Origin of the sequence: Marinobacter lipolyticus (assembly GCF_018424605.1) — a bacterium.
GTDB classification, from domain to species: domain Bacteria; phylum Pseudomonadota; class Gammaproteobacteria; order Pseudomonadales; family Oleiphilaceae; genus Marinobacter; species Marinobacter lipolyticus_B.
Map to the genome: position 1 here is coordinate 24491 of NZ_QTKT01000016.1, position 23757 is coordinate 48247.

Here is a 23757-nt window from a genome sequence, read left to right on the forward strand (position 1 = left end):
GCTGATGAACAGCCCTTTTTTTGTTTCCGGGGTCCGGAAAATCCGGGGTCCGGGACAGTCCGGGTGTCGGGAAATCAAGAGATGGAGACAGCAAAACCTTGTCAGCCAAGCTAAAGCAACTGGAAGACATACTGAGGCCGGTCGTTGAAGGTCTGGGATACGAGTTCTGGGGCGTTGAGTTTCGCTCCCAGGGGCACCATTCCCTGTTGAGAATTTACATTGACGATGCCGACAACGGCATCGGCATCGATGATTGTGAAAAAGTCAGCCGGCAGGCCAGCGGCGTGATGGATGTGGAAGATCCCATCCAGACGGAATATACCCTGGAGGTGTCATCTCCGGGCATGGACCGGCCGCTGTTTCGTCCTGAACAGTACGAGGCATTTGCCGGTCACCAGGTTCAACTGAAGTTGCGAATGGCTTTCGAAGGGCGTCGCAAGTTTCAGGGCCTGATCAAGGGCGTGGAAGGCGACGATGTCGTGATCGTGGTTGACGATCATGAATACCTGTTGCCGTTCGACAGTATCGAGAAAGCCAACATCGTTCCGGTTTTTGAATAAGTCGGTGGACGCAAAGTTTATTTTTAAGGGCAGGGCAATCCAATGAGTAAAGAGATCTTGCTGGTGGTTGAATCCGTCTCGAACGAGAAAGGTGTCGAGAAGGACGTCATTTTTGAAGCTATTGAGCTGGCGTTGGCCACCGCTGCCAAAAAGCGTTTTGAAGACGAGGAAGCTGACATCCGGGTTTCCATCGATCGTCGTACCGGCGAATACGAAACCTTCCGTCGCTGGCTGGTTGTTGACAACGACGCCGTGCCGGCGCTGGGTACGGAACTGACGCTGCAGGAAGCGGAGGAGATTGACTCCGCCCTGAAGCCGGGCGATACCCACGAAGAGCAGATTGAATCGGTGGCGTTTGGCCGCATTGGCGCCCAGGCCGCCAAGCAGATTATTTTCCAGAAGGTGCGCGAAGCGGAGCGGACCAAGATTGTCGACAGCTACCGTGATCGCGTCGGCGAGCTGGTGTCCGGTACCGTTAAAAAGGTGACCCGGGACAACGTCATCGTCGATCTCGGTGCCAACGCGGAAGCATTGCTGCCGCGCGAGCATCTGATTCCACGGGAAACCTTCCGCATGGGCGACCGCGTTCGTTCGCTGCTGCTGGAAATCCGTACCGATCACCGTGGCCCGCAGCTCATCCTGAGCCGCACCGACGCGCAGATGCTGATTGAATTGTTCCGCATCGAGGTGCCGGAAATTGCCGAGGAACTGATCGAGATTCGTGGCGCCGCCCGCGATCCCGGTTCCCGCGCCAAGATCGCGGTCAAGACCAACGACCGCCGCATTGACCCTGTCGGCGCCTGCGTCGGCATGCGCGGTTCCCGTGTACAGGCCGTGTCCAACGAGCTGGGCGGTGAGCGGGTTGATATCGTGCTGTGGGATGACAACCCCGCGCAACTGGTGATCAACGCCATGGCTCCGGCGGAAGTGGCTTCCATCGTGATGGATGAAGACCGTCACACCATGGAAGTTGCGGTCGCAGAAGATAACCTGGCTCAGGCCATCGGCCGTAATGGCCAGAATGTGCGCCTGGCCACCGAGCTGACCGGCTGGACTCTGAACGTGATGACGGAAGAGGAAGCGGGTGAGCGTCAGGAGCAGGAATACAATCGCCTGCTCGAGCATTTCACCAGCAATCTGGATGTGGATGAGGAGTTTGCCGGCGTACTGATCGAAGAAGGGTTTACGTCCATTGAGGAAGTGGCGTACGTCCCCATGGAAGAAATGCTGGCCATTGACGGGTTTGATGAAGATACCGTCACTGAGCTGCGCCGCCGCGCCAAGGATGTCCTGTTGAATCAGGCCCTGGCCAGCGAAGAGGCGCTTGAGGGCTCTGAGCCCGCGGAAGATCTTCTTGCAATGGACGGTATGGACCGTAGCCTGGCGTTCAAGCTGGCAGGTATGGGTGTTCGTACCATGGAAGATCTCGCCGAGCAGTCAGTTGATGACCTGCTCGAAATTGAAGGTATGGATGAAGAGCGCGCAGGCCAATTGATTATGACTGCGCGCGCCCCCTGGTTTGAAGACCAGGCCTAATTCGGGAGGAGGACCTGTATGGCTGAAGTAACGGTAAAACAACTGGCCGCAGACGTAGGCGCTCCCGTGGATCGTTTGCTGAAGCAGATCGTTGAGGCGGGGCTGAAAGCCCGCTCTGAGAACGATTCTGTCTCCAGCGATGAGAAGCAGCAGTTGCTGGCTTATCTGAGAAAGAATCATGGTGACACCAACGCAGAGCCCAACAAGATTACTCTGAAGCGTAAGACCACCACCACTCTGAAAGCCGGCCGCGCCAAGACAGTAAATGTAGAGGTTCGCAAGCGCCGCACGTACATCAAGCGCGCTGAACTGACACCGGAAGCGGAAGCGGCGAAAGCCGAAGAAGCTGCGGTAGAGACCACCGCGCCGCAAGCGGAAGCGGAACAGGCGCCGAAGGTGACCGCCGAGCAGGCGCCGCAGGCAGAAACCGAAGCCCCGTCGCCGGCAGCCGAAACTGCCGCCGAAGCGACGCCGGCGGAAGAGAAGCCAGCCGCCAAGGCCGGTGCCAGGAAGGAGGAAGAAGTATCCATTCCTGCGCCTGAAGATATGCCGATTCCGCCGCCTGAAGAAGGCGAAGGCAAGGATCGAAAGCCGAAGAAGAAAAAAGAGAAAGTGCGTGAGCGCGGTGATGAGCCGGACGAAGGCAAGCCGAAGAAGAAGTCGGCCGGTCATCGTGGCCCCCGCAGCCGCCCGGTGGAAGAGCCTCTGATTATCAACGAGGACGAGGAAGACACCACGCTGCGCAAGCCGCTGCGCGCGAAGAAGAAACCGAAAGAAAAACGCCACGCCTTTGAGAGACCGACCAAGCCAATGGTTAGAGAAGTACAGATTCCCGAGACCATTACGGTTGGCGACCTTGCCCAGCGAATGGCGGTCAAGTCGGCAGACGTAATCAAGACATTGATGGGTATGGGCGTAATGGCCACCATCAACCAGGCATTGGATCAGGAAACCGCTGTTCTGGTGACCGAGGAACTGGGGCATACCCCGAAGCTGGTGAACGAGGACGCGTTCGAGGAAGAGGTTCTCAGCGAATTCTCCTTCGAAGGCAAGGAAAAGACCAAGCGTGCGCCGGTGGTCAGCGTGATGGGTCACGTCGACCATGGTAAGACCTCGTTGCTGGACTACATCCGCCGCACCAAGGTGGCCTCCGGTGAGTCCGGTGGCATCACCCAGCATATCGGCGCGTACCATGTGGAAACCGATCACGGCATGGTGTCCTTCCTGGATACCCCGGGGCACGCGGCCTTTACCGCGATGCGCGCCCGTGGCGCCCAGTGCACCGATATCGTGGTGCTGGTGGTGGCTGCCGACGACGGTGTCATGCCGCAGACCAAAGAAGCGGTGCAGCACGCCCGTTCCGCCGGTGTGCCGATCGTTGTGGCCATCAACAAGATGGATAAGGAAGAAGCCGATCCTGACCGCGTCAAAACCGAGCTCGCAGGCATGGAAGTGATTCCGGAAGACTGGGGCGGTGACGTTCAGTTCGTTCCGGTGTCTGCGCACTCCGGTCAGGGCATTGATGACTTGCTGGAGGCCCTCGTGCTTCAGGCCGAGATCCTTGAGCTGGAAGCCTCCCCGGATGCCCCGGCCAAGGGCGTGGTGGTCGAATCCAGTCTTGAGCGTGGCCGTGGTTCGGTTGCCACTGTGCTGGTCCAGAACGGTACCCTGCGCCAGGGCGACATGGTTGTGGCGGGCTCCTTCTTCGGTAAGGTTCGCGCCATGACCGACGAAGCTGGCAAGCAGACCAAAGAAGCCGGGCCGTCCATTCCGGTCGAGATTCTTGGCCTGAACGGCACCCCGGACGCCGGTGACGAATTCTTTGCCGTGGCCGACGAGCGCAAGGCAAAAGAGCTGGCTGAGTTCCGTCAGACCCGTGAGCGCGAACAACGCTTGCAGCGCCAGCAGGCGGCCAAGCTGGAGAACCTGTTCGAGAACATGGGCAAGGACGAGGTCAAGACCCTGAACGTGGTGCTCAAGACCGACGTGCGCGGTTCGCTCGAGGCCATCACCAAGGCCCTGCAGGATCTGGGCAACGACGAGGTGCAGGTCAAGATCGTATCCTCCGGCGTTGGCGGTATTGCCGAGACCGACGTCAGTCTGGCGATGGCCACCAATGCGGTCATCTTCGGCTTCAACGTCCGTGCCGATTCCGCCTCCAAGCGTCTGGTGGAGCAGGAAGGCCTGGATCTGCGTTATTACAGCATCATCTACAACCTGATCGACGACGTGAAAGCAGCCCTGACCGGCATGCTGGCACCGGAGTTCCGCGAGGACATCGTCGGTATTGCCGATGTGCGTGACGTGTTCCGCTCACCGAAGTTCGGCCAGGTGGCCGGTTGCATGGTGACCGAGGGCGTTGTTTATCGTAACAAGCCGATCCGGGTGCTGCGTGACAACGTGGTGATCTTTGAGGGCGAGCTGGAATCCCTGCGTCGCTTCAAGGATGACGTACCGGAAGTGCGCAACGGCATGGAGTGCGGTATCGGCGTGAAGGGCTACGACGTCAAAGTCGGTGACCAGATCGAAGTGTTCGATCGGGTCCGGGTTGAGCGCAAGCTCGAGTCTACCGGCGCATGATGCCCACGAGATTAAGGGAAGCCTGATGCCAAGAGAGTTCAGTCGTGTTGATCGCATCGGCGATCAGATGCAGCGTGAACTGGCCCAGCTGATCCAGCGGGAGGTCAAAGACCCGCGGGTCGGCATGGTCACGGTCAATGCCGTCAAGGTCAGTCGTGATCTGGGTTATGCCGACATTTACGTGTCGCTGTTGTCCACCGAGGAACTGACGGAGGAATCTCCCGAGGTCAAGGAATCCCTGGCGGCGCTGAACAAGGCGTCCGGATTTCTTCGCGGTCAGGTGGGCCGGGCGATGAAGTTGCGGGTGATGCCGCATCTGCGTTTCCACTTCGATACCCTGCAGGGCTACAGTCGCAGAATGGATAACCTGATTCGTGAAGCGGTGGGTGACAAGCCTGCCGTTTCCCGTGATGAAGGTGACAGCGATGATTCGGAGCGAGACGCTTGAGCCGCAGACGCAAAGGTCGGGACGTTAACGGCATTCTGGTCATCGACAAGCCCATGGGTGTGACGTCCAATGGCATCCTGCAGCAGGTCAAGCGCCTCTTTGGTGCGGCCAAGGCCGGCCACACCGGTGCGCTTGATCCGCTGGCCACGGGGGTTCTTCCCCTGTGTTTCGGGGAAGCCACCAAGTTCTCCCAGATGATGCTCGACAGCGACAAGGCCTACATCGCCACCGCCAAGCTGGGCGTACGCACGGAAACCGGTGACAGCGAAGGCGCGGTTGTTGAGGAGAGGCCGGTGCCGGCCGACCTTGGCGCCGCCAGGCTGGAGTCGGTTCTGGATGGATTCCGCGGCGATATCCAACAGGTGCCGTCGATGTACTCGGCCCTCAAGCACAAGGGCCGTCCCCTGTACGAATACGCCCGTGAAGGCATCGAAGTGGAGCGTCCCGCCCGTCCGGTCACTATCTACGAGCTGACCTTGCTCGAAGTGCGTGAGGATGAGCTGGATATCGCGGTCAGTTGCACCAAGGGTACGTACATCCGCTCACTCGTCGAGGATATCGGCGAGGCGCTCGGATGTGGGGCTCACGTCACGGCCCTGCGCCGCACCATGGCGTCGGGCTTTACCCTGGCCCATGCCCATCCGGTAGAGCAGCTTGAAGCCATGCGCGAGCGCGGCGAGAGTCTGGACGGGTTGCTGGTGGCGCCGGACGCGGCGTTGTCGATGTTCCCGGAGCAGGCGTTGAGCGGTCAGCCGTTGGTATCGATAATTAACGGCCAACCAGTTAGAATATCGGGTCAGCTTGAGGAAGGGTTCGTGCGCCTTTACGGCAACGAGCGGTTCGTCGGGCTGGCAGAAGCTTTTCCGGAAGGGGAGGCCACCAAGCTGGTGCCTCGTCGGCTGGTAAAGAACGGCTGACGCGTTCAGGCGCGTGAGTCGGTTAGCCGGGCTGTAGAGATGCGTGGTTCGGCCGTATTCAATAGCATCGCAAACCATGAGGTGAGTTATGGCACTGTCTGCCAACGAAAAAGCACAGATCGTTAAGGATTTTCAGCAAGGTGATAGCGATACCGGTTCCCCTGAAGTTCAGGTGGCACTGCTGAGCGCTAACATCAACAAGCTGCAGGATCACTTCAAGACCAACAAGCAGGATCATCATTCCCGCCGTGGTCTGATCCGGATGGTAAACCAGCGTCGTAAGCTGCTGGACTACCTCAAGCGTAAAAACGCCGACCGTTACCTGGAGCTCATCCAGCGTCTGGGTCTGCGTCGCTAATCCGGTCGTTATACGACCTGACGGCCAGCGGTCCTTTTTCGGGCCGACTGGCAATCAACTGGCGGGGCGCCCTGGGTGCTTCGCCAGTTGTGCTTTTCTCGAAACAGTAAAACTGCAGTGGGTTTGTCAGTGATCAAAGCATTCCCTGTCGTAATGGAAAGCCGAAATTGATAGCAGGTTGTTGAAAAAGCCCGGCCTGGGCCCTCGTAGGTTGAGGTCCAGTTGTCAGTACCGGGGTTTTGCAACAGCCTGTTAGCTTTCAGACGGGTTGCCTTCAGATCACAGTGTGAATGTCCTGCAGGGGTAACGGCCGGTCCGCATGGGCGGAGTGGTCGAGTCAATTTGGACAAGATAAATTCAGGAGTTACCGTGGATCTGAATCCCGTAAGAAAAAGTTTTGAGCTCGGCGGCAAGACCGTCACTCTGGAAACCGGTCGTATCGCCCGTCAGGCAACCGGTTCCGTACTCGTCACCATCGACGACATCTCTGTGCTGGGTACCGTGGTTGGTGCCAAGGAAGCCAAGCCGGGTCAGCCGTTCTTTCCGCTGACCGTCAACTACTTCGAAAAAACCTACGCCGTGGGTAAAATCCCCGGTGGTTTCTTCAAGCGTGAAGGGCGTCCGTCTGAAAAAGAGACCCTGACCTCCCGTCTGATCGACCGTCCGATTCGTCCGCTGTTCCCGAACGGCTTCATGAACGAAGTTCAGGTCATCACCACCGTGATGTCGTCCAGCAAGAACCAGGACCCGGACATTGCCGCCATGCTGGCCGCGTCCGCGGCCCTGACCATCTCCGGCATTCCCTTTGATGGCCCGATCGGTGCCTCCCGCGTTGGTTATACCAACGAGCGTGGTTACTTCCTGAACCCGACCTTCGAAGAGCTGCAAACCTCCCTGCTGGACATGGTGGTTGCCGGTACTGAAGACGCGGTGCTGATGGTGGAGTCCGAGGCCAAGGGCCTGACGGAAGACCAGATGCTGGGTGGCGTGCTGTACGGTCACCAGGAAATGCAGACCGCCGTCGCCGCGATCAAGGAATTCGCCGCTGAAATCGGCAAGCCGCGCTGGGAATGGCAGCCGGAGCCGGAGAACACCGAACTGCTGAACGCGGTGAAATCCGAGGCCTCCGCGGCCATCGAAGAAGCCTACACCATTCGCGACAAGATGGAGCGTTACGCGCGTCTGGGCGAGATCAAGACCGCGCTGGTGGAGAAACTCGCCGGTGAAGACGAAGGCCAGCCTTCCGCGGATGAGGTCAAGAAGTACTTCGGCAAGGTGGAAAAATCCATCGTCCGTAACCAGGTGATCGATGGCAAGCCGCGCATCGACGGCCGTGACAACAAGACCGTGCGTCCGATCCAGATTGAAGTGGGTGTGCTGCCCAGTGTTCACGGTTCTGCCCTGTTCACCCGTGGCGAGACCCAGGCCATCGTGACCACCACCCTGGGTACCTCCCGCGATGTGCAGATCATCGATGCTCTGGAAGGCGAGCGTAAGGACCCGTTCCTGTTCCACTACAACTTCCCTCCGTATTCGGTCGGCGAAGCGGGTCGTGTGGGTTCTCCGGGCCGTCGTGAAGTTGGTCATGGTCGTCTGGCCAAGCGTGGTGTGCTGGCGGTTATGCCAACACTGGAAGAATTCCCGTACGCCATCCGCTCGGTGTCCGAGATCACCGAATCCAATGGTTCCAGCTCCATGGCCTCGGTCTGTGGTTCCAGCCTGGCGCTGATGGATGCCGGTGTGCCGATCAAGGCACCGGTGGCCGGTATCGCCATGGGTCTGGTCAAGGAAGGCGACAAGTTCGCGGTGCTGACCGACATCCTGGGTGACGAGGATCACCTGGGCGATATGGACTTCAAGGTTGCCGGTACCAAAGAGGGCGTTACCGCCCTGCAGATGGACATCAAGATCAACGGCATCACCGACGAGATCATGGAGCTGGCCCTGGAGCAGGCCCATGACGCGCGTTTGCACATCCTGGGCGAGATGAACAAGGTGATTTCCGAGCCGCGTTCCGAGCTGTCGGCCCGCGCCCCGAGCATCACCGCCATCAAGATCAATCCGGACAAGATCCGTGACGTCATCGGTAAGGGTGGTTCCACCATCCGTGCCATCTGTGACGAAACCGGTGCCTCCATCGATCTGGATGACGACGGCAACGTGAAGATCTACGCAGACAACCAGGAAGCGGCCCAGGCGGCGGTGAACCGGGTGAAGGAAATTACTGCGGAGATCGAGGTTGGCGCTATCTACAAGGGTCGCGTTGAGCGCATTGTGGACTTCGGTGCCTTTGTTAACATCCTGCCCGGCAAGGATGGTCTGGTGCACATTTCCCAGATCTCCGACCAACGCATCGAGAACGTGACCGATGTGCTGAGCGAAGGCCAGGAAGTTCTGGTCAAGGTGCTGGATGTGGACAACCGTGGCCGCGTTAAGCTGTCCATGAAAGAAATCAAGGAAGGCGACGAGCCGACCGATTTCTCTGCCTGATAGTTTTTTGGGCTAATAAGAACCCGCCTTTCCTCTGGATTGGCGGGTTTTTTAATGCCTGCTCATAAATCCGAGCACAACCTCTTTATAAGCCGGAATCACAAACGTTGCCGCATGAGGCGTGTCGGTGGGTAGGAACTGTTTGGGCTCCTCTGCCGCCTGATACAGCGCCTCACCGTGATGAAACGGAATAATCCCGTCTCGCTGGCTGTGAATCACCATCAACGGCACCGGGCTGATGCCGCCGATATGGTCCACGCCCTCGTACTCGTCGGTAATGGTCCAGCTCAGAGGTATCTGCAGCGGCCAGGTCAGCCAGAAGCTGCCCAGTTTTTCCCGGGCGATGCCGCGGAAGCCGGAGAAAGTGCCGTCGAGGATGACGCCATCCAGGGGTGGTTGTTCCTGCCGTTGCACCCATTCACTGGCCAGGGCGATGCCCAGGGCTCCACCGAGGCTTTGGCCGAGAAGAAAAACCGAACCACCTTCGGTTTGTGGCTGCGCCATCAGCCAGCGCAGGCCGGCTTCGCTGTCGTGCAGGGCGCCTTCGATATCCGGTGCGCCGGTGGAGCGGCCGTAACCGCGGTAGTCGATGAGGAAGACGTTATAGCCTTTACCGGGCAGCCAGGCGACGTTCATCAGGTGGCTGCTGATGTTCTGGGCATTGCCATGAAGAAAATAGACTGTGCCCTTGGCGGCGCTCTCAGACGCCTCTGCGGGTAGCCACCAGCCGTGGAGTGTTTCCCCATCGGCGGTGTCGAGGAAGACGTCGTCGTAGTCCAGGTTGAGCCGGTCCGGGGTGATGTAGGTCACCCTGTCCGGGTAGAAGAAAACGCTGCTGCAGCCGGTTTGCAGCAGCAGTAACAGGGCCAGACCAGTGCTGGCCAGCGCCCTCAAAAGTAAGCGTGCAGTCCCAGTTGCCATGTGGTGCGGTACCTGTCGTAGTGATCTTCCCGGGTGAATTCGCCGAACAGACTGAAATCCCGGCCGAAGTGCCAGCCGGCTTTGGTGTAGAGCTGGTCCTGGCGGTGCTGGTTGCCGACGATCCAGGCTTTGGTTTTCACCCCGGCCAGCAGGCTGAAACGGTTGTTCTGATGCAGCAGGCCCAGGTCGGCGCCCGGCGCGGCGTCGTAGCCTTTGCTGAGGTCGTCGTCGATTTCCAGGTCTGCGGTGGCCAGTGCGAAGGCCTGTACGCTGGCACCGAGCATCCAGCTGCCCCCTGCGCCGCCTTCAAGGTAGGGGGTGAACACGCGGTCGGTTTCGATGTCGGTGCGCCGGCCGCCGAAGCCCACCTGCCAAGACAGCGGCGAGAAGAACTGGTTGCGGGGCGACAGTGAGCGGATTTCCACCCCCACGATCTGTTCCATCTGCAGTTCGTCATTGTCCGTGTAATAGCGGGCGTCCAGGCGCAGGAACTGCAGCTGGGCGCCACCGCGGTAACCGGCGGGCGGGTCCAATACGTCATGATAGGCCGGGCGCAGGGTCAACTGGCTGAAATTGCGGTCACCCATGCGGCCGCCGGCCACGCTGAAACGGAGGGTGTCGTGGCCCTGGTCGTCACGCACGTCTGGCTGCGGGGGCTTTTCGGGGGCGGCGACGCCGTCGATCTGGCTGCGGGTCCGCAGCAACTCGTGTGACAGGGGGGCCGCGTGCTCCCTGGGCCAGGCGTCGGCTTCACTCTGGTAGCGCACGTAGTCGTAGGTGGCGTCCAGGAGGTGGGCTCTTTCCCGCGCAGGCAAGCGGCGTACCTCATCCGCATCCACCGCCACGTAACCGTTCGCGACGGCCGCAGCGAGAGTCTGGTGAGCGGCGGGCAGGTTGTCCAGTGAATAGGTCACCGTGGTCGCCGCGGACGGGCGGTACTTCACTTCTTCCACCAGTTCTTTATCCACTACCCAGCGCACGGTATCGGAGGGGATGGCGTGAGTGCTCACTTCGGCCAGCAGGTCTGCGCCGGGGCGGGCCACGTCGATCAGTGCCAGCAGGCGATAGGCGCAGTTCTCGTCAAAGAAATAATAATCGAAGTTGATATCGCGCAGTTCCCAGGCGTGAGCCAGCATGACGTCGACTTCGTCCTGGGTCAGGTTGAGTTGATACTCCCACAGGTCCCGGTGTTCGATGTCGGAATACAGGCGCACCATCTCATAATAGGGTTTGATGGAGGTAATGCCGGGGTAGCCGCCGAAAATGCCCTTGTAGGCGAACAGTATTTCGCTGTCGTGGGCAGCAGCGTCCGCGGCATAAGAAATGGTGTTGGCCAGCAGCAGGTCCGCTTCATCGTCGTCCTGGGGTGGGTCGAGGCGGATAAAGGTGTGACCAAACATGGACGACGGACTGTTCAGATACGACGCTGCAAACACCAGCGTCACCGTCTCGGTGTTCAGGGTCGCTTTCCAGTCGTCGTATTCGGGGCATTGCAGGTCGGAGTGCGGCAGGTCCAGCTGCTCCCTGAGCCACTGGTCCCGTGCCGGAAAGCGGCAGCGAGCGTGGCTGTCACCCTCGCCCGGAGCGGTGATCGCTGCCAGGGTAGCCTGCAGTTCGGCTTCAGGCGAGTGCTTGCCTGCCTCGCTGAGGAAAAAGTCGCTGTCGTCCGCCTGGCTGGTGTAGCCCTCGGTATACCGGTTGGGCTGGTAATGGATCAGCGTAAGCCAGTCCGGATGTTCGTGCAGTTGTCCTGTGTCGGGAAGGGGGGTAGCCAGTGTGTCCGTGCCTGAGGCCAGCCAGATCAGGGCCAGTCCATACTGAAGCGTAGTGCGCATGAATAGTCGATCGAATCCGGGTTGGGCGGATGGGTTGGGTCAGGGGAGTGCGCCGTCCCTGGCGCAGTGGGTCCCTTGATGTAGGAAGATCAGGCAGCGACGTACCTGCTCAGCGCCTCATCTTTCTCCAGCAGTGCCACGATTGCGTCAACCGCTTCACCGGAGGTGGTTTCCGAGTTCGGGAAAATGGTGGCGAAATTGTCCTGCAGAATCTGGCGGAAGGAATCGCGATCCGCTTCTTCTACACCCAGAAGAACGGCCAGGGTATCGAGGTTTTCACCGGAACCACGGGACATGTCACGGGCAACCTTGTCGATGTTGCTGTCCATGTACATGGCCATTGACTGAACAGCCTGGTTGGTCTGACAACCCAGCGTCCCGGTCGTCATACCGAAAGTCTGGTTACCGAATGTGCCGTTGGTGGTGGCTGCCAGAACGTGCGGGGCAACGCCAGACTGGCCCTTCCAGATCATAGCGCCCACACCACAGCCAGGCTGGGCGAAAGCCATGGATGAAGCACCCAGTAGAATTGCACCTGCGATCAGTTTTTTCATTGTCCACTCCTTGTTGTGGTCTAGCTCTCGTCGCTGTCCGTGTTGGCCACCTTCCGGTGACTCCAACACGGTAACGGCCCTGAATGGTTTCCCGTGGAGACAGGTTGACCGTTCCGTTGAGTATAGTCGAAATAAATAAAAGACAAGTTCGCCGCACCGTGAGTTGTTGATTTGTCCCCAAAAGAATAAAAAAATGATCAGGTGTTCATATTCCCAAAATGACTATAAAAACAGTTTTAACGTTATTATTGTTATATCTGGCGTCATTCGGTATAGTGCGCGCGGCCATGAAGGCTCACATACAACACATGGAGAATATTCTGTGAAAAACGCACTTATCGTATCCAGTCTGCTGCTGGCCGGCGCAATGACCGGCTGTTCCTCCCTCAACGTCAGCTCCAGCCCGGTTCCCCTCAACGGTTCCGTTGGCACCGATATCAAGGCCGATATCGAGGTGGGCGAGAAAATCACCGGTCAATCCTCGGCAACCAAGGTTCTGTTCTTCACCATGAGTGACGACAACCAGTTCGCTGATGGCATGGAATACGGTAACGGCGGCGGCAGCGCGTTTGGTCTGGGTGGTCTGGATCCGGTGGCATCGGTGAAGTCCGCTGCGGCATTCAATGCCATCTCGGCCTCCGGTGCCGACGTGATTGTGGCACCGCGTTACACCGTCAAGAAAAACGATTACCTGGTGTACGGCACCATCGACGTCACCGTCGAAGGCTACAAGGGCACCATCAAAAGCGTGAAGTAATCCGCCACGCCAGAGACAGAAAAGCCGGCGCATGATCCCATGCGCCGGCTTTTCTTTTTCAGCGGTATCCGGATGCCCGGATTATCCCCCCAGGTAGGCGTTCTGCACGTCCGGGTTGGCCAACAGGTTCTTGCCGGTATCCTGCAGCCGGATCCGGCCGGTTTCCAGCACGTAGCCCCGGTCGGCCAGGTTGAGTGCCTGATGGGCGTTCTGTTCCACCAGAAACACGGTAATGCCCTCTTCCCTGAGCTGACCAATGATCTCGAAGATCTGTTTGATCACCAGTGGCGCCAGCCCGAGGGAGGGCTCGTCCAGGATGATCATGCTGGGCTTGCTCATCAGCGCGCGGCCGATCGCCAGCATCTGCTGTTCACCGCCGGACATGGTGCCCGCACGCTGATGCTCGCGTTCCTTGAGCCTGGGGAACAGCTCATACACGTGCTCCTGGCTCTTGCGAATCTCGGCCTTGGTGTTGAAAAATCCGCCCATGTGGAGGTTCTCCTCCACCGTCAGGCCGGAAAACACCCGCCGGCCTTCCGGCACGATGGCGATGCCCGAGCGCATGATGCTGGACGTAGGGTCCCGCGTGATGTCCCGGCCTTCCAGAATAACCCGGCCGGAACTGGCCTGGGGGCTTCCGCAGACGGTCATCAGCAGAGTGGTCTTGCCGGCCCCGTTGGCGCCGATCAGCGAGACAATCTCGCCTTTGTTGACCTCAACCGACACCCCGTGCAGCGCCTCGATCTTGCCGTAATGGGTATGCACATCCTCTAGTACTAGCATTGACATGGTTCAGGCCTCACCCAGGTACGCTTTGATGACGTCGTCGTTATTGCGGATCTCATCCGGCGTGCCGCTGGCCAGGGGGCGCCCCTGGTTGATCACGTTGATGCGGTCGGAGATGTCCATCACCAGGCTCATGTCGTGTTCGATAAGCACCACCGAGACGTTGTAATCCTCCTTCAGACTGACGATCAGCTGATTGAGGGCGCGGGTTTCCGACGGGTTGAGGCCGGCCGCGGGCTCGTCGAGCATCAGCAGTTTCGGTTCCGTGACCATGCAGCGGGCAATCTCAAGACGCCGTTGCTGGCCGTAAGCCAGGTTGCCGGCATCGACGTTCGCCAGATCCAGCAACCCCACCCGCTTCAGCCAGTAGGAGGCGCGATCCAGCGATTTCTGTTCCCGCGCACGGTAGTTGGGGGTTTTCAACAACCCCGAGAGCAGGTTGGTGTTCAGGTGCCGGTGCTGCGCCACCAGGAGGTTTTCCACTACCGTCATGCGGTTGAACAGGCGGACATGCTGAAAGGTTCGCACCATGCCCAACCGCGAGATCTTGTAGTCGGGCTTGCCCTGTACTTCACCGCCTTCAAACAGGATTTTTCCGTCGCTGGGCTTGTAGAAGCCACTCATGCAGTTGAACACGGTGGTCTTGCCGGCCCCGTTGGGGCCGATGATGGACACGATTTCGTGCTCTTTGACGTCCAGCGACACCTGATCCACCGCCAGGAGCCCGCCAAAGCGCATGGACAGATTCTGTACTTCTAGCATCGTCCGTTACTCCTGTGATTTCAGTTCAATGTGGATGCGACGCATGGGCATCAGACCCTGCGGGCGCCACACCATCATCAGCACCATGGCGGCGCCGAAAATCAGCATCCGGTACTCGGAAAACTCCCGCGCCAGTTCCGGCAGTACGGTGACGGCAATGGCGGCGAGGATGACACCGATCTGCGAACCCATGCCGCCGAGTACCACGATGGCCAGAATGATGGCCGATTCCAGGAAAACGAACGACTCCGGGCTGATAAAGCCCTGCTTGGAGGCAAACACGGTGCCGGCGAAGCCGGCGAAGAAGGCACCGATGGTGAAGGCAGAGAGTTTCACCCCGGTACGGCTGAGCCCGAGGGAGCGGGCGGCAATCTCATCTTCCCGCAGCGCTTCCCATGCGCGGCCGACGGGCATGCGCATCAGGCGGCGAATCACCAGCGCGGTGATCACCGCCAGTACCAGGGCAATCAGGTACAGGAAGATGATCTTGTGCTCGCTGCTGTAGGCAATGCCGAAGGTTTCGTGGAACGAGGTGTTACCTTCCTCCTTCACCCGCCGGCCAAACTCCATGCCGAACAGGGTGGGGTCGGGGATGCCGCCGATGCCGTTGGGACCGCCGGTGAGGTTGGTCATGTTGTTAAGCAGGATGCGGATGATTTCCCCGAAGCCGAGGGTCACGATGGCCAGGTAATCCCCCCGTAGTCGCAGCACCGGAAAGCCCAGCACCAGACCGAACAGCGCTGCCAGCAGCGCACCGATCGGCAGCGCCATCCAGAACGACAGCCCGAGATACTGGGACAGCAGCGCAAAGGTGTAGGCGCCAACGGCGTAGAAGGCCACGTAGCCCAGATCCAGCAGACCGGCGAGCCCGACCACCACGTTGAGGCCCAGGGCCAGCATGATGTAGATCAGCACCAGCGTCGCCAGATCGACCGAGCCCCGGGAGACGAAAAAGGGCCAGATCAACGCGCCGATGATGATCAGCGTCAGGAAGGTGGATTCCAGTTTCAGCCGTTTGCTCTGCTCCATCGGCTCGCGATTGGCCAGTGGATTGAGTGCCGGCGCCTTGCCCAGCAACGCCATGATGTGATCGCGGAACAGTTGGAAGAGGAAGACGACGATGGCGGCCAGGACCACCGAGATCATGGTCTGGGTCTTGGCGCCTTCCAGTACAATGTCGGTGCCGGAAGCGACCAGATTGAACCCGAGGATCGGGAACGCAATGATCAGGGTGACAACGGCGCAGAAGAGTGCGTGTTTCAGGTTATGTGCAGGCATCAGATCTTCTCCACCTCCGGTTTACCGAGCAGGCCGGTGGGTTTGAAGAGCAGGATCAGGATCAGCAGGCCGAAAGACACCACGTCTTTGTATTCCCCGCTGAGGTAGCCCGACGTCATGCTTTCGGCAACCCCCAGAATCAGCCCGCCGAGCATTGCTCCTGGGATGCTGCCGATGCCGCCGAGTACCGCCGCGGTAAAGGCTTTCAACCCGGCGATAAAGCCGAACAACGGGTCGATGGAACCGTAATACATGCCCAGCAACAGGCCAGCCACCGCCGCCAGAGCGGCGCCGATCACAAACGTGGCCGAGATGATCCGGTTGGTGTCGATGCCCAGCAGGTTCGCCATGCCCAGATCCTGGGACACCGCGCGGCAGGCGCGGCCAATGCGCGAACGCGAGATGAACAGCGACAGCAAAGTCATGCACACCAGAGTGGTGAGGAAGATCGTGATCTGGATGTAAGAGATGGAGATCTGGAACGAGTCGGCAGCACCGAAGCGAAAGCCGCCTTCGATCAGCGCCGGAAAGCCGATGTTGCGGGAACCCTGGGCCAGGTGAACGTAGTTCTGCAGGAATATCGACATGCCGATGGCGGAGATCAGGGGGATCAGGCGGTGGCGCCCGCGTACCGGACGATAGGCCACCCGTTCAACCGCCCAGCCCATGGAGCTGGAGACGATCATCGCGCACACCAGTGCCACGATGAGTACCAGTGGCAGCCAGGCAATACCGAGGGCGGCCAGGCCGGTGATGGCGATCAGCGCGGTGTAGGCGCCAATCATGTAAATCTCACCATGGGCAAAGTTGATCATGCCGATGATGCCGTAAACCATCGTATAACCGATGGCGATCAGGGCGTAGGTGCTCCCGATCGTCAGCCCGTTGATGAGCTGCTGAGAGAAGTACAGGAGGTCTTGCATTGTAATGGGACTCCGAAAGCCTGCTCCCTACACCGGCCACACGAACCCGCCGGGGTAACGGCGCGAGTGTGGTCAGGATCAGCAGGAGCCTAGAAAAACACCTTCTCCCGGATCGCGGTGAGAAGGTGCTCTCATTATTACCGTTTTTTAACGATTTCGGCTCAGTTTACCGGAGTTTTGCTTCCATCTGAATGCCATTCGTAGACCACGAACTCAAATGACCTCATGTCACCCTTGTCGTCGTACTCGACAGTGCCGATGGGGGTCTCGAAAGTACCGTTGCGCAGTGCCTCGGCGACATCGAACGGATCGGTGGAGCCCGCTTCTTCGATGCCTTCAGCAATCAGTTGCACGGCGGTATAGGAGGTCAGTACGAAGGGGCCGGACGGGTCTTCACCTTTGTCTGCAAACGCTTCGACCAGGTCCTTGTTCTCTTCTTTCTGATCAAAGGCCGGGGGCAGAGTGACCAGCAGGCCTTCGGCGGCATCACCGGCGATGGTGTTGATGTCCTTGTTACCCACACCTTCCGGGCCCATGAACACGGTGTCCAGCTCAGCCTGGCGCGCCTGGCGCAGGATCAGGCCCAGTTCCGGGTGGTAGCCGCCGTAGTAGACGTAATCCACGTCGGCCTGCTTGAGCTTGGTGATCAGTGACGAGAAATCCTTGTCGCCGGCGGTAATGCCCTCGAACATGGCAATTTCAACGCCGGCGTCCTTGAGGGTGTCGCGCACGGCGGTGGCGATGCCTTCACCGTACTGCTGCTTGTCGTGAACGATGGCGACGCGCTCCGGGTTCAGGCTGGCGATGTGCTTGCCGGCCACCGGGCCCTGCATGCTGTCCAGACCGATGGTGCGGAACACCAGTTCATAGCCGCGCTCGGTGATGTCCGGGCTGGTGGACGCCGGCGTTACCATCAGGATGCCTTCGTCTTCGTAGATATCAGACGCCGGCTGGGTGGAGCTGGAACACAGGTGGCCCACCACGAAGCGCACGCCTTCGTTGACCAGGCGGTTGGCAACGGTTACTGCCTGCTTGGGGTCGCAGACGTCATCCACTTCCACGGCTTCGAGCATCTCGCCGTTCACCCCGCCGTCGGCGTTGATACGCTCGATGGCCATGCGGGCGCCAGAGAACTGCATGTCACCGTACTGGGCGACCGGGCCGGTAACCGGTCCGGCAATGCCGATCTTGATTTCAGCGGCGGCGTGGCCGGCACCCAGCAGGGCGACGGAGGCGCTAACAGCGGTTACGAGTTTCTTTACTGACGTTTTCATTGGGTCTGTCCTGTTTGGTTCAGGGTTATTCTTATGTTCTCAGATAGTTAAACAAACACCACACCCCGTTGCTTGTCAAGCAAATCGGGCCAGTCTTTGCTCCGGAACATGCGGCAATCGGTAAGCGGTAAATTGACCAGCAAAGACTGTGCCGGCGCCTGCTCAACTGTCCGTGTTGGTGTCGTCCGTTTCCGGGAATATCAGTGTCCTGAAGCGTTCGTGATCCCTTAATTGCTCGAAGCTCGGGTCTACCGAGGCGTCATCGCGGTAGGCTTCGGAAATGTCGATGGCTTTCTGCAGCGTGGTTACCGCGTCATCCCAGCGGCCGATTTCCGCATAGGCGCATGCCAGCTGGTAGTGCGCGTGGCCATTGCCCTGGTCCAGCTTGAGGGCACGCTGACACAGACTGATGGCCCACAGTGGCTCCTGCATCTCCAACACCGCGTCGGCCTTGTAGCTCAGGGCTTCCACGTCGTCGGGCCGCAAATCGAGAATCTGGTCGTAGGCGCCAATCTTGTTCTGCTGGGAGGTTTCCTGGCTGGCTTTAAGCCACAGGGAGTGCACTTCGTTGGTGCGCTCAATCTCTGCCTGGTTCTGATGGATGATGTCGGATTTCTGCTGCAGCTGTTCTTCGATCGACTTGAGGCGCTTTTCGTATTCCACCACCAGTTCGTTGACCCGTTTTTCCGCCAGGCTGGTGAGCTGGTTGCGCATATCGCGGATGGAATTCCAGCCGATCACCACGAGAATCGAGGTGGCGCCGGCAATCAGGTAGAAGAAGTAAGTCACCGTATCGGTGGCGTAAGACATGGTCTTGTCGGCCACCGACAGTTCCTTGTCCACGACTTTCTCGATGAGCTCGGCGCGGGTGTTCTGCATTTCCTTGCGCAGGGCCTTGCTCTCTTCCAGCAGGTAGAGTTCCACAAACGGGGTGTACATGGGCTTTTCGAGGGTTTCGATACGCTGTTCGACATCCTCCGCGGTGAGGTCGTCCGGCGTTTCTCCGCCTTGCTGGGCCTGGGCCCCGGTTGCCATTAGCAGGGTCAGAAAAAAGCCTGCAAGGGTGGCCAGCCAGCGGGAATTTGCCAGAGAAATCTGTCGGATAAAATGCGTAGTCATTGCGCCCTGTCCATCAACCGGATTACTGAAAGAACGTGACCTTAGCATAGTGGCTGGCGGAAAAAATGCCGCAGGAACGAATGGATGGGTAAAACTGCCGACTTGCATTTGCAGGAGTAAAGACCTCTAATAGTTAGTGGTATAAAGAAAATGCATAACGGTAGCGGGGCTTAAGCCGATGACGGGTAACAAGGTGCTTTACTCGAAACAGCTCAACGCCTCCGATGGAAATCAGAGCGGGGCCAAAGGTCCGGATCGGAGTGGAAGCGTGAATAATTATGAACAGGTGCTGGTGGCGCTGCGGCGTGTGATTCGGGCAACGGATCTGCATTCCAAGCGGTTAAGCAAGCATGCCGGCCTGACCGGGCCCCAGTTATTGATCATGCGCACGATCCGCGACCTGGGCGAGGTGACCATCGGTACCATTGCTGACAAGGTCAGCCTGAGCCAGGCGACGGTGACGACGATTCTGGATCGCCTGGAACACCGGAAGCTGGTCTACCGGGTGCGCAGCACCCAGGACAAGCGCAAGGTTCACGCGCACCTGACGGAAGACGGTGCGGATATTCTGGCCCGCGCACCGCAGCCGTTGCAGGAGGATTTCATCAAGAAGTTCCAGAGCCTGCATGAGTGGGAGCAGACCATGATCATCGCGTCGCTGCAGCGGGTGGCCAATATGATGGACGCCGATGATATCGACGCCTCGCCGGTACTGGACGTGGGGCCGGTGTTGAAGGACGATGGCTGGAAGGAGAAGGCCTGACGGTTTTCTCTGGAGGCTGCTTCACGGGGGCTGGTGCCAGGGTGGGGGTGCCCTTTCTTTCGGGAAAAGAACTCGCTTCGCTCAGACACCTTTGTCCCTGCAGAAAAAGCACCCCCACCCTGACACCGATCAGACTCGGTGAGACAACTCCCCCAACGTGTCGCAGAGAGCGTGGGTCGGATTAACCAAGCGGCATCCGACAAACCAATCGTTAATGTACCGAAGAACCCCGCTTCGGCTTGTCCCCGAAACACACCTGGAACACGTCGCTGTATTGCTTGGCGAAATTGACCGTCAGGCCTTCCTTCAGGTAGTCCGGTAATTCCTCATAATCGCCCCGGTTCGCCTCCGGCAGGATCAGGTTGCTGATCTTCTGCCGGCGGGCGGCGATGACTTTCTCGCGGATACCGCCCACCGGTAGCACCTGGCCGGTCAGGGTCAGCTCGCCGGTCATCGCCACGTTCTGCTGCGGTGCTTCCCGCCGGGCGATGGAGAGCAGGGCGGTGGCCATGGTGACACCGGCACTGGGGCCGTCTTTGGGGGTGGCGCCTTCCGGTACGTGCAGGTGCACGAAGGATTTATCAAAGAACGTGGGGTCGCCTTTGAAGCGTTTGAGGTTGGACGATACGTAGCTGTAGGCGATCTCTGCCGATTCCTTCATCACGTCTCCGAGCTGGCCGGTGAGCTTGAAGCCGCGCTGGGAGCTGTGAATCCGCGAGGCCTCGATGCTCAGGGTGGCGCCGCCCATGGCGGTCCAGGCCAGGCCGGTGACCACGCCAGTGCCTTTCAGGGATTTCTCTTTGCGGAAGGCGGGCTGGCCGAGGTAGGTGGTCAGGTCCGCGACGCCCACTTTCACCGGGGTATCGGGATCTTCCAGCAAGCGTACGATGCCCTTGCGGATGATCTTGTGCAGCATCTTTTCCAGGTTGCGCACGCCGGCTTCCCGGGCATAGCCTTCGATGACCTGTTTCAGGGCGGCATCGGTGATGTTGAGCTGCTTTTTCAGCAGGCCGGCGCGCTTGAGCAGCCGCGGCACCAGGTAATGTTTGGCGATGGCCAGCTTTTCTTCAGCAATGTAGCCGGACAGTCGGATGACATCCATGCGGTCGAGCAGGGCGCGGGAGATGGTGTCCAGCTGGTTCGCGGTACAGATGAACAGCACCTTCGACAGGTCCATGCGGACATCCAGGTAATGATCGAGGAACTCCCGGTTCTGCTCGGGATCGAGGGTTTCCAGCAGTGCAGAGGCCGGATCGCCCTGATAAGACGCGCCGATTTTGTCGATCTCATCGAGCATGATCACCGGGTTCGATACCCTGGAATCTTTCAATGCCTGCACGAACTTGCCGGGCATGGCGCCGATGTAGGTGCGGCGATGCCCTTTGATTTCGGCTTCGTCGCGCATGCCGCCGACGCTGAAGCGGTAGAATTTGCGCCCAAGTGCGTCGGCGACCGAGTGGCCGATTGAGGTCTTGCCGACACCAGGCGGGCCCACCAGCAGCAGAATGGATCCGCTGACTTCGCCCTTGAACGTGCCCTCGGCGAGAAATTCGACGATGCGGTCTTTGACGTCCGCCAGGCCATCGTGGTCGCGGTCGAGAATGCGGCGGGCCTCGGCCAGGTCAAAATGATCGCTGGAGGTAATGCCCCAGGGCACCTGGGTGAGCCAGTCCAGATAGTTGCGGGTGACCCCGTATTCCGGCGAACCCTGTTCCAGAATCTGCAGTTTCTGCAGCTCGTCCTCGAAACGCTCCTGCACCTGTTCCGGCGGATTCAGTTTGGCCATGCGCTCCTCAAAACGCTCGGCGTCGGCGGTCTTGTCGTCTTTCGCCATGCCCAGCTCGCGCTGGATGACCTTGAGCTGTTCTTTCAGGAAAAACTCGCGCTGGTGCTTTTGCACCTTCTCGTTCACTTCTTCGCTGATTTCGCTCTGCAGGCGCGCCACTTCCTGTTCCTTGCGCATCAGCAGCAGCACTTTTTCCATGCGCCGCAGCAGCGGAACGGTATCGAGCACGTCCTGCAGTTCGCGGCCGGGGGCGCTGGTCATCGACGCCCCGAAGTCCGCCAGGGGCGAGCTGTCGTCCGGGCCAAAGCGGGACAGGTACTGCTTCACTTCTTCGCCGTAAAGCGGATTAGTGCGCAGCAGGTCCTTGATGGCGCTGATGATGGCCAGGGTATAGGCCTTGAGTTCATCGGCGGCTTCTTCGGGCTCGCTGGGGTATTCCACCTCCACCAGGTAGGGCGGTTTGCGCCGCAGCCACTGCACGATGCGGAAGCGCTGGAGACCCTGGGCGATAAACTGGACCTTACCGCCTTCCTGCTGGGCGTGGTGGACCCGCACGGCACAGCCGATGCCCTCGAGTTCGTCGCTGGCCGGAATGCCGCCGTCGGCGTCGGTGCCGTCGACATAGCAGATGCCGAGTACCTTGTGGTCGGTTTCGCCCACGCGCTTGAGAGTTTCGTGCCAGGGGTTCTGGTTGACCACCACCGGCTGCACCTGCGCCGGGAAGAACGGCCGGTTGGACACCGGCAGTATGTACATGCGCCGCGGCATCATCTGCTGGGGCAGGGCCAGACTTTTGCTGTGCTCGTCCTTGCCAATGTATTCGGTCACGTCTTCCTCGAATTCTTCCAGCGGATCGTTGCGGGTATCGTCGTTCATGCCGTGCAGGTATCCATTTGCAAAGTGGGGGGCAGGGCCGATGGCCCCGGCGCAGTATTAATAACCTATGTAACGTCGGTCGCCCGGTTTTCAAGGCGGCGTGCTAAAGATGTGTACGTGCCTTGAATTTCGGCGGTTTGCCCCCAGAAACACAGCAAATTCGACGACAATTTCCAATCCGTTCAGGTGCTACCGATGAGCCAGTCCCCCTATATCTTTGAAGCCAACATGGAGAACTTCCAGCAGAAAGTGATGGAGGCCTCTTCAACCACGCCCGTGCTTGTCGACGTATGGGCCGAGTGGTGTGCGCCGTGCAAGCAACTGATGCCGCTGCTGGAAAAGCTGGCGGAGGAGTATCAGGGTGCGTTTCTGCTGGCCAAGGTGAACGCCGACGAGCAGCAGCAACTGACCGCCTCACTGGGTGTGCGCAGCCTGCCGACGATCATTCTGGTGAAGGATGGTCAGGCGGTGGATGGCTTCAACGGCGCGCTGCCGGAGAGCGAGATTCGCAAGGTGCTGGACAAGCACGTGGAAGCGCCGGAAGAAGACCCCTACGACAAGGCCCATCGGCTGTGGGGCGCGGGCGACGTCGACGGTGCCCTGGCGATTCTCACCGATATGAACCAGAAGGACCCCGAGAATCTGAAGGTACTGATTGATCTGGCCCAGCTGAAAGCCGAGCAGGGTGACCTGGAAACCGCCGAGCAGGTGCTGGCAAGCCTGCCTCCGGAAGAAAAACTGCAGCACCAGGCCAAACAGCTTGCCGCCCGAGTCAAATTCCTCAAACAGTCCGCGGAACTGCCGCCCGTCAAAGACCTGGAAATGGCGCTGGAGCAGGACCCGAAAGACCCCAATGCCTTGCACCAGCTGGCGCTTCATCATGTGCTGAGGGAAAACAATGCCGAGGCCATGGAGCTGCTGTTCCGGCTGATGCAGGTCGACAGCAAATACAAGGACGAGGTGGCCAAGACCACCCTGATCGAGCTGTTCGACAAGCTGGGCAACAACAATCCGGATGTGCGGACCTATCGGCGCAAGCTGTATACGCTGATGCACTGAGCGGTCTTATCGGATGGTGTGACATCCCATGAAAAAAGGGCCGCAATTGAGGCTGTGTAAAAACTCGATTTACATAGCCCCTGGGCTGGCAAGCAAAATGCCTCGGACATTGTCCGGGGCATTTTTGCTTTGAGTCGGTTTGTATTTCCAAGCAATAAAAACACGGGGAACAGAC

20 protein-coding genes are annotated in these 23757 nt (G+C 59.4%); 10 read left to right on the forward strand and 10 right to left on the reverse strand.

Annotated elements, in window-relative coordinates:
- The first annotated feature begins 98 nt into the window (after positions 1 to 98).
- The 7 genes from rimP (at position 99) to pnp (ending at position 8889) form a co-directional block, all read left to right on the forward strand.
- The gene (gene rimP, locus DYI22_RS16500) at positions 99 to 560 is read left to right on the forward strand and encodes a ribosome maturation factor RimP (protein ID WP_213479154.1); all 462 of its coding nucleotides are present in this window, start codon (positions 99 to 101) and stop codon (positions 558 to 560) included.
- A 42-nt stretch (positions 561 to 602) separates the two neighbouring features.
- The gene (gene nusA / locus DYI22_RS16505) at positions 603 to 2096 is read left to right on the forward strand and encodes a transcription termination factor NusA (RefSeq protein WP_213479155.1); all 1494 of its coding nucleotides are present in this window, start codon (positions 603 to 605) and stop codon (positions 2094 to 2096) included.
- A gap of 18 nt (positions 2097 to 2114) precedes the next feature.
- Positions 2115 to 4676 (forward strand): translation initiation factor IF-2, encoded by a 2562-nt coding sequence (gene infB / locus DYI22_RS16510; RefSeq protein WP_213479156.1) that lies wholly within the window; start codon positions 2115 to 2117, stop codon positions 4674 to 4676.
- Positions 4677 to 4701: 25 nt separating this feature from the next.
- Positions 4702 to 5124, forward strand: a complete 423-nt coding sequence (gene rbfA / locus DYI22_RS16515; protein ID WP_213479157.1) for a 30S ribosome-binding factor RbfA — start codon at positions 4702 to 4704, stop codon at positions 5122 to 5124.
- Positions 5121 to 6041 carry a tRNA pseudouridine(55) synthase TruB gene (gene truB, locus DYI22_RS16520; protein WP_213479158.1) on the forward strand — a complete coding sequence of 307 codons (921 nt, stop codon included), beginning with the start codon at positions 5121 to 5123 and terminating at the stop codon, positions 6039 to 6041. The genes rbfA and truB overlap by 4 nt, the downstream gene beginning before the upstream one ends.
- Positions 6042 to 6129: 88 nt before the next feature.
- Positions 6130 to 6399, forward strand: a complete 270-nt coding sequence (gene rpsO, locus DYI22_RS16525) for a 30S ribosomal protein S15 (RefSeq protein WP_213479159.1) — start codon at positions 6130 to 6132, stop codon at positions 6397 to 6399.
- A gap of 375 nt (positions 6400 to 6774) precedes the next feature.
- Positions 6775 to 8889 (forward strand): polyribonucleotide nucleotidyltransferase, encoded by a 2115-nt coding sequence (pnp, locus tag DYI22_RS16530; RefSeq protein ID WP_228301099.1) that lies wholly within the window; start codon positions 6775 to 6777, stop codon positions 8887 to 8889.
- Between the two features lie 51 nt (positions 8890 to 8940).
- Here pnp and DYI22_RS16535 read toward each other — a convergent pair whose 3' ends face one another.
- From DYI22_RS16535 to DYI22_RS16545, 3 genes are all read right to left on the reverse strand, one after another.
- Positions 8941 to 9810, reverse strand: a complete 870-nt coding sequence (locus DYI22_RS16535) for an alpha/beta hydrolase (RefSeq protein ID WP_213479161.1) — start codon at positions 9808 to 9810, stop codon at positions 8941 to 8943.
- Complete coding sequence (locus tag DYI22_RS16540; protein WP_213479162.1) at positions 9780 to 11645, reverse strand: DUF4105 domain-containing protein; 1866 nt, start codon at positions 11643 to 11645, stop codon at positions 9780 to 9782. Before DYI22_RS16540 ends, DYI22_RS16535 begins: the two co-directional genes overlap by 31 nt.
- Positions 11646 to 11734: 89 nt before the next feature.
- Positions 11735 to 12199, reverse strand: coding sequence for a DUF3015 domain-containing protein (locus tag DYI22_RS16545; protein WP_213479163.1), 465 nt, complete (start codon positions 12197 to 12199; stop codon positions 11735 to 11737).
- A 322-nt stretch (positions 12200 to 12521) separates the two neighbouring features.
- Between DYI22_RS16545 and DYI22_RS16550 the strand changes: the two genes are divergently transcribed.
- On the forward strand, positions 12522 to 12956 hold the full coding sequence (locus DYI22_RS16550; protein WP_213479164.1) for a hypothetical protein: 435 nt from the start codon (positions 12522 to 12524) through the stop codon (positions 12954 to 12956).
- Between the two features lie 81 nt (positions 12957 to 13037).
- Here the strand turns inward: DYI22_RS16550 and DYI22_RS16555 are convergent, their stop codons facing one another.
- The 6 genes from DYI22_RS16555 to DYI22_RS16580 all read right to left on the reverse strand — a co-directional run bounded on the left by DYI22_RS16555 (position 13038) and on the right by DYI22_RS16580 (position 19014).
- A complete protein-coding gene (locus DYI22_RS16555; protein ID WP_213479172.1) occupies positions 13038 to 13739 on the reverse strand; it encodes an ABC transporter ATP-binding protein in 702 nt (233 codons plus the stop codon).
- A gap of 9 nt (positions 13740 to 13748) precedes the next feature.
- Positions 13749 to 14504 (reverse strand): high-affinity branched-chain amino acid ABC transporter ATP-binding protein LivG, encoded by a 756-nt coding sequence (livG, locus tag DYI22_RS16560; RefSeq protein WP_213479165.1) that lies wholly within the window; start codon positions 14502 to 14504, stop codon positions 13749 to 13751.
- A gap of 6 nt (positions 14505 to 14510) precedes the next feature.
- Positions 14511 to 15782, reverse strand: a complete 1272-nt coding sequence (locus DYI22_RS16565; protein WP_213479166.1) for a high-affinity branched-chain amino acid ABC transporter permease LivM — start codon at positions 15780 to 15782, stop codon at positions 14511 to 14513.
- A complete protein-coding gene (gene livH, locus DYI22_RS16570) occupies positions 15782 to 16705 on the reverse strand; it encodes a high-affinity branched-chain amino acid ABC transporter permease LivH (RefSeq protein WP_213479167.1) in 924 nt (307 codons plus the stop codon). Before livH ends, DYI22_RS16565 begins: the two co-directional genes overlap by 1 nt.
- Positions 16706 to 16866: 161 nt before the next feature.
- The gene (locus tag DYI22_RS16575) at positions 16867 to 17979 is read right to left on the reverse strand and encodes a branched-chain amino acid ABC transporter substrate-binding protein (RefSeq protein ID WP_213479168.1); all 1113 of its coding nucleotides are present in this window, start codon (positions 17977 to 17979) and stop codon (positions 16867 to 16869) included.
- A 162-nt stretch (positions 17980 to 18141) separates the two neighbouring features.
- Complete coding sequence (locus DYI22_RS16580) at positions 18142 to 19014, reverse strand: tetratricopeptide repeat protein (protein WP_213479173.1); 873 nt, start codon at positions 19012 to 19014, stop codon at positions 18142 to 18144.
- Positions 19015 to 19366: 352 nt separating this feature from the next.
- Here DYI22_RS16580 and DYI22_RS16585 point away from each other — a divergent pair, with 352 nt between their 5' ends.
- Positions 19367 to 19861: a MarR family winged helix-turn-helix transcriptional regulator gene (locus DYI22_RS16585; RefSeq protein ID WP_213479169.1), complete on the forward strand. Its 495-nt coding sequence runs from the start codon at positions 19367 to 19369 to the stop codon at positions 19859 to 19861.
- A gap of 211 nt (positions 19862 to 20072) precedes the next feature.
- Here DYI22_RS16585 and lon read toward each other — a convergent pair whose 3' ends face one another.
- A complete protein-coding gene (gene lon / locus DYI22_RS16590; RefSeq protein WP_213479170.1) occupies positions 20073 to 22523 on the reverse strand; it encodes an endopeptidase La in 2451 nt (816 codons plus the stop codon).
- A gap of 195 nt (positions 22524 to 22718) precedes the next feature.
- Between lon and trxA the strand changes: the two genes are divergently transcribed.
- Positions 22719 to 23582, forward strand: coding sequence for a thioredoxin (gene trxA, locus DYI22_RS16595; protein ID WP_213479171.1), 864 nt, complete (start codon positions 22719 to 22721; stop codon positions 23580 to 23582).
- Positions 23583 to 23757 lie beyond the last annotated feature (175 nt).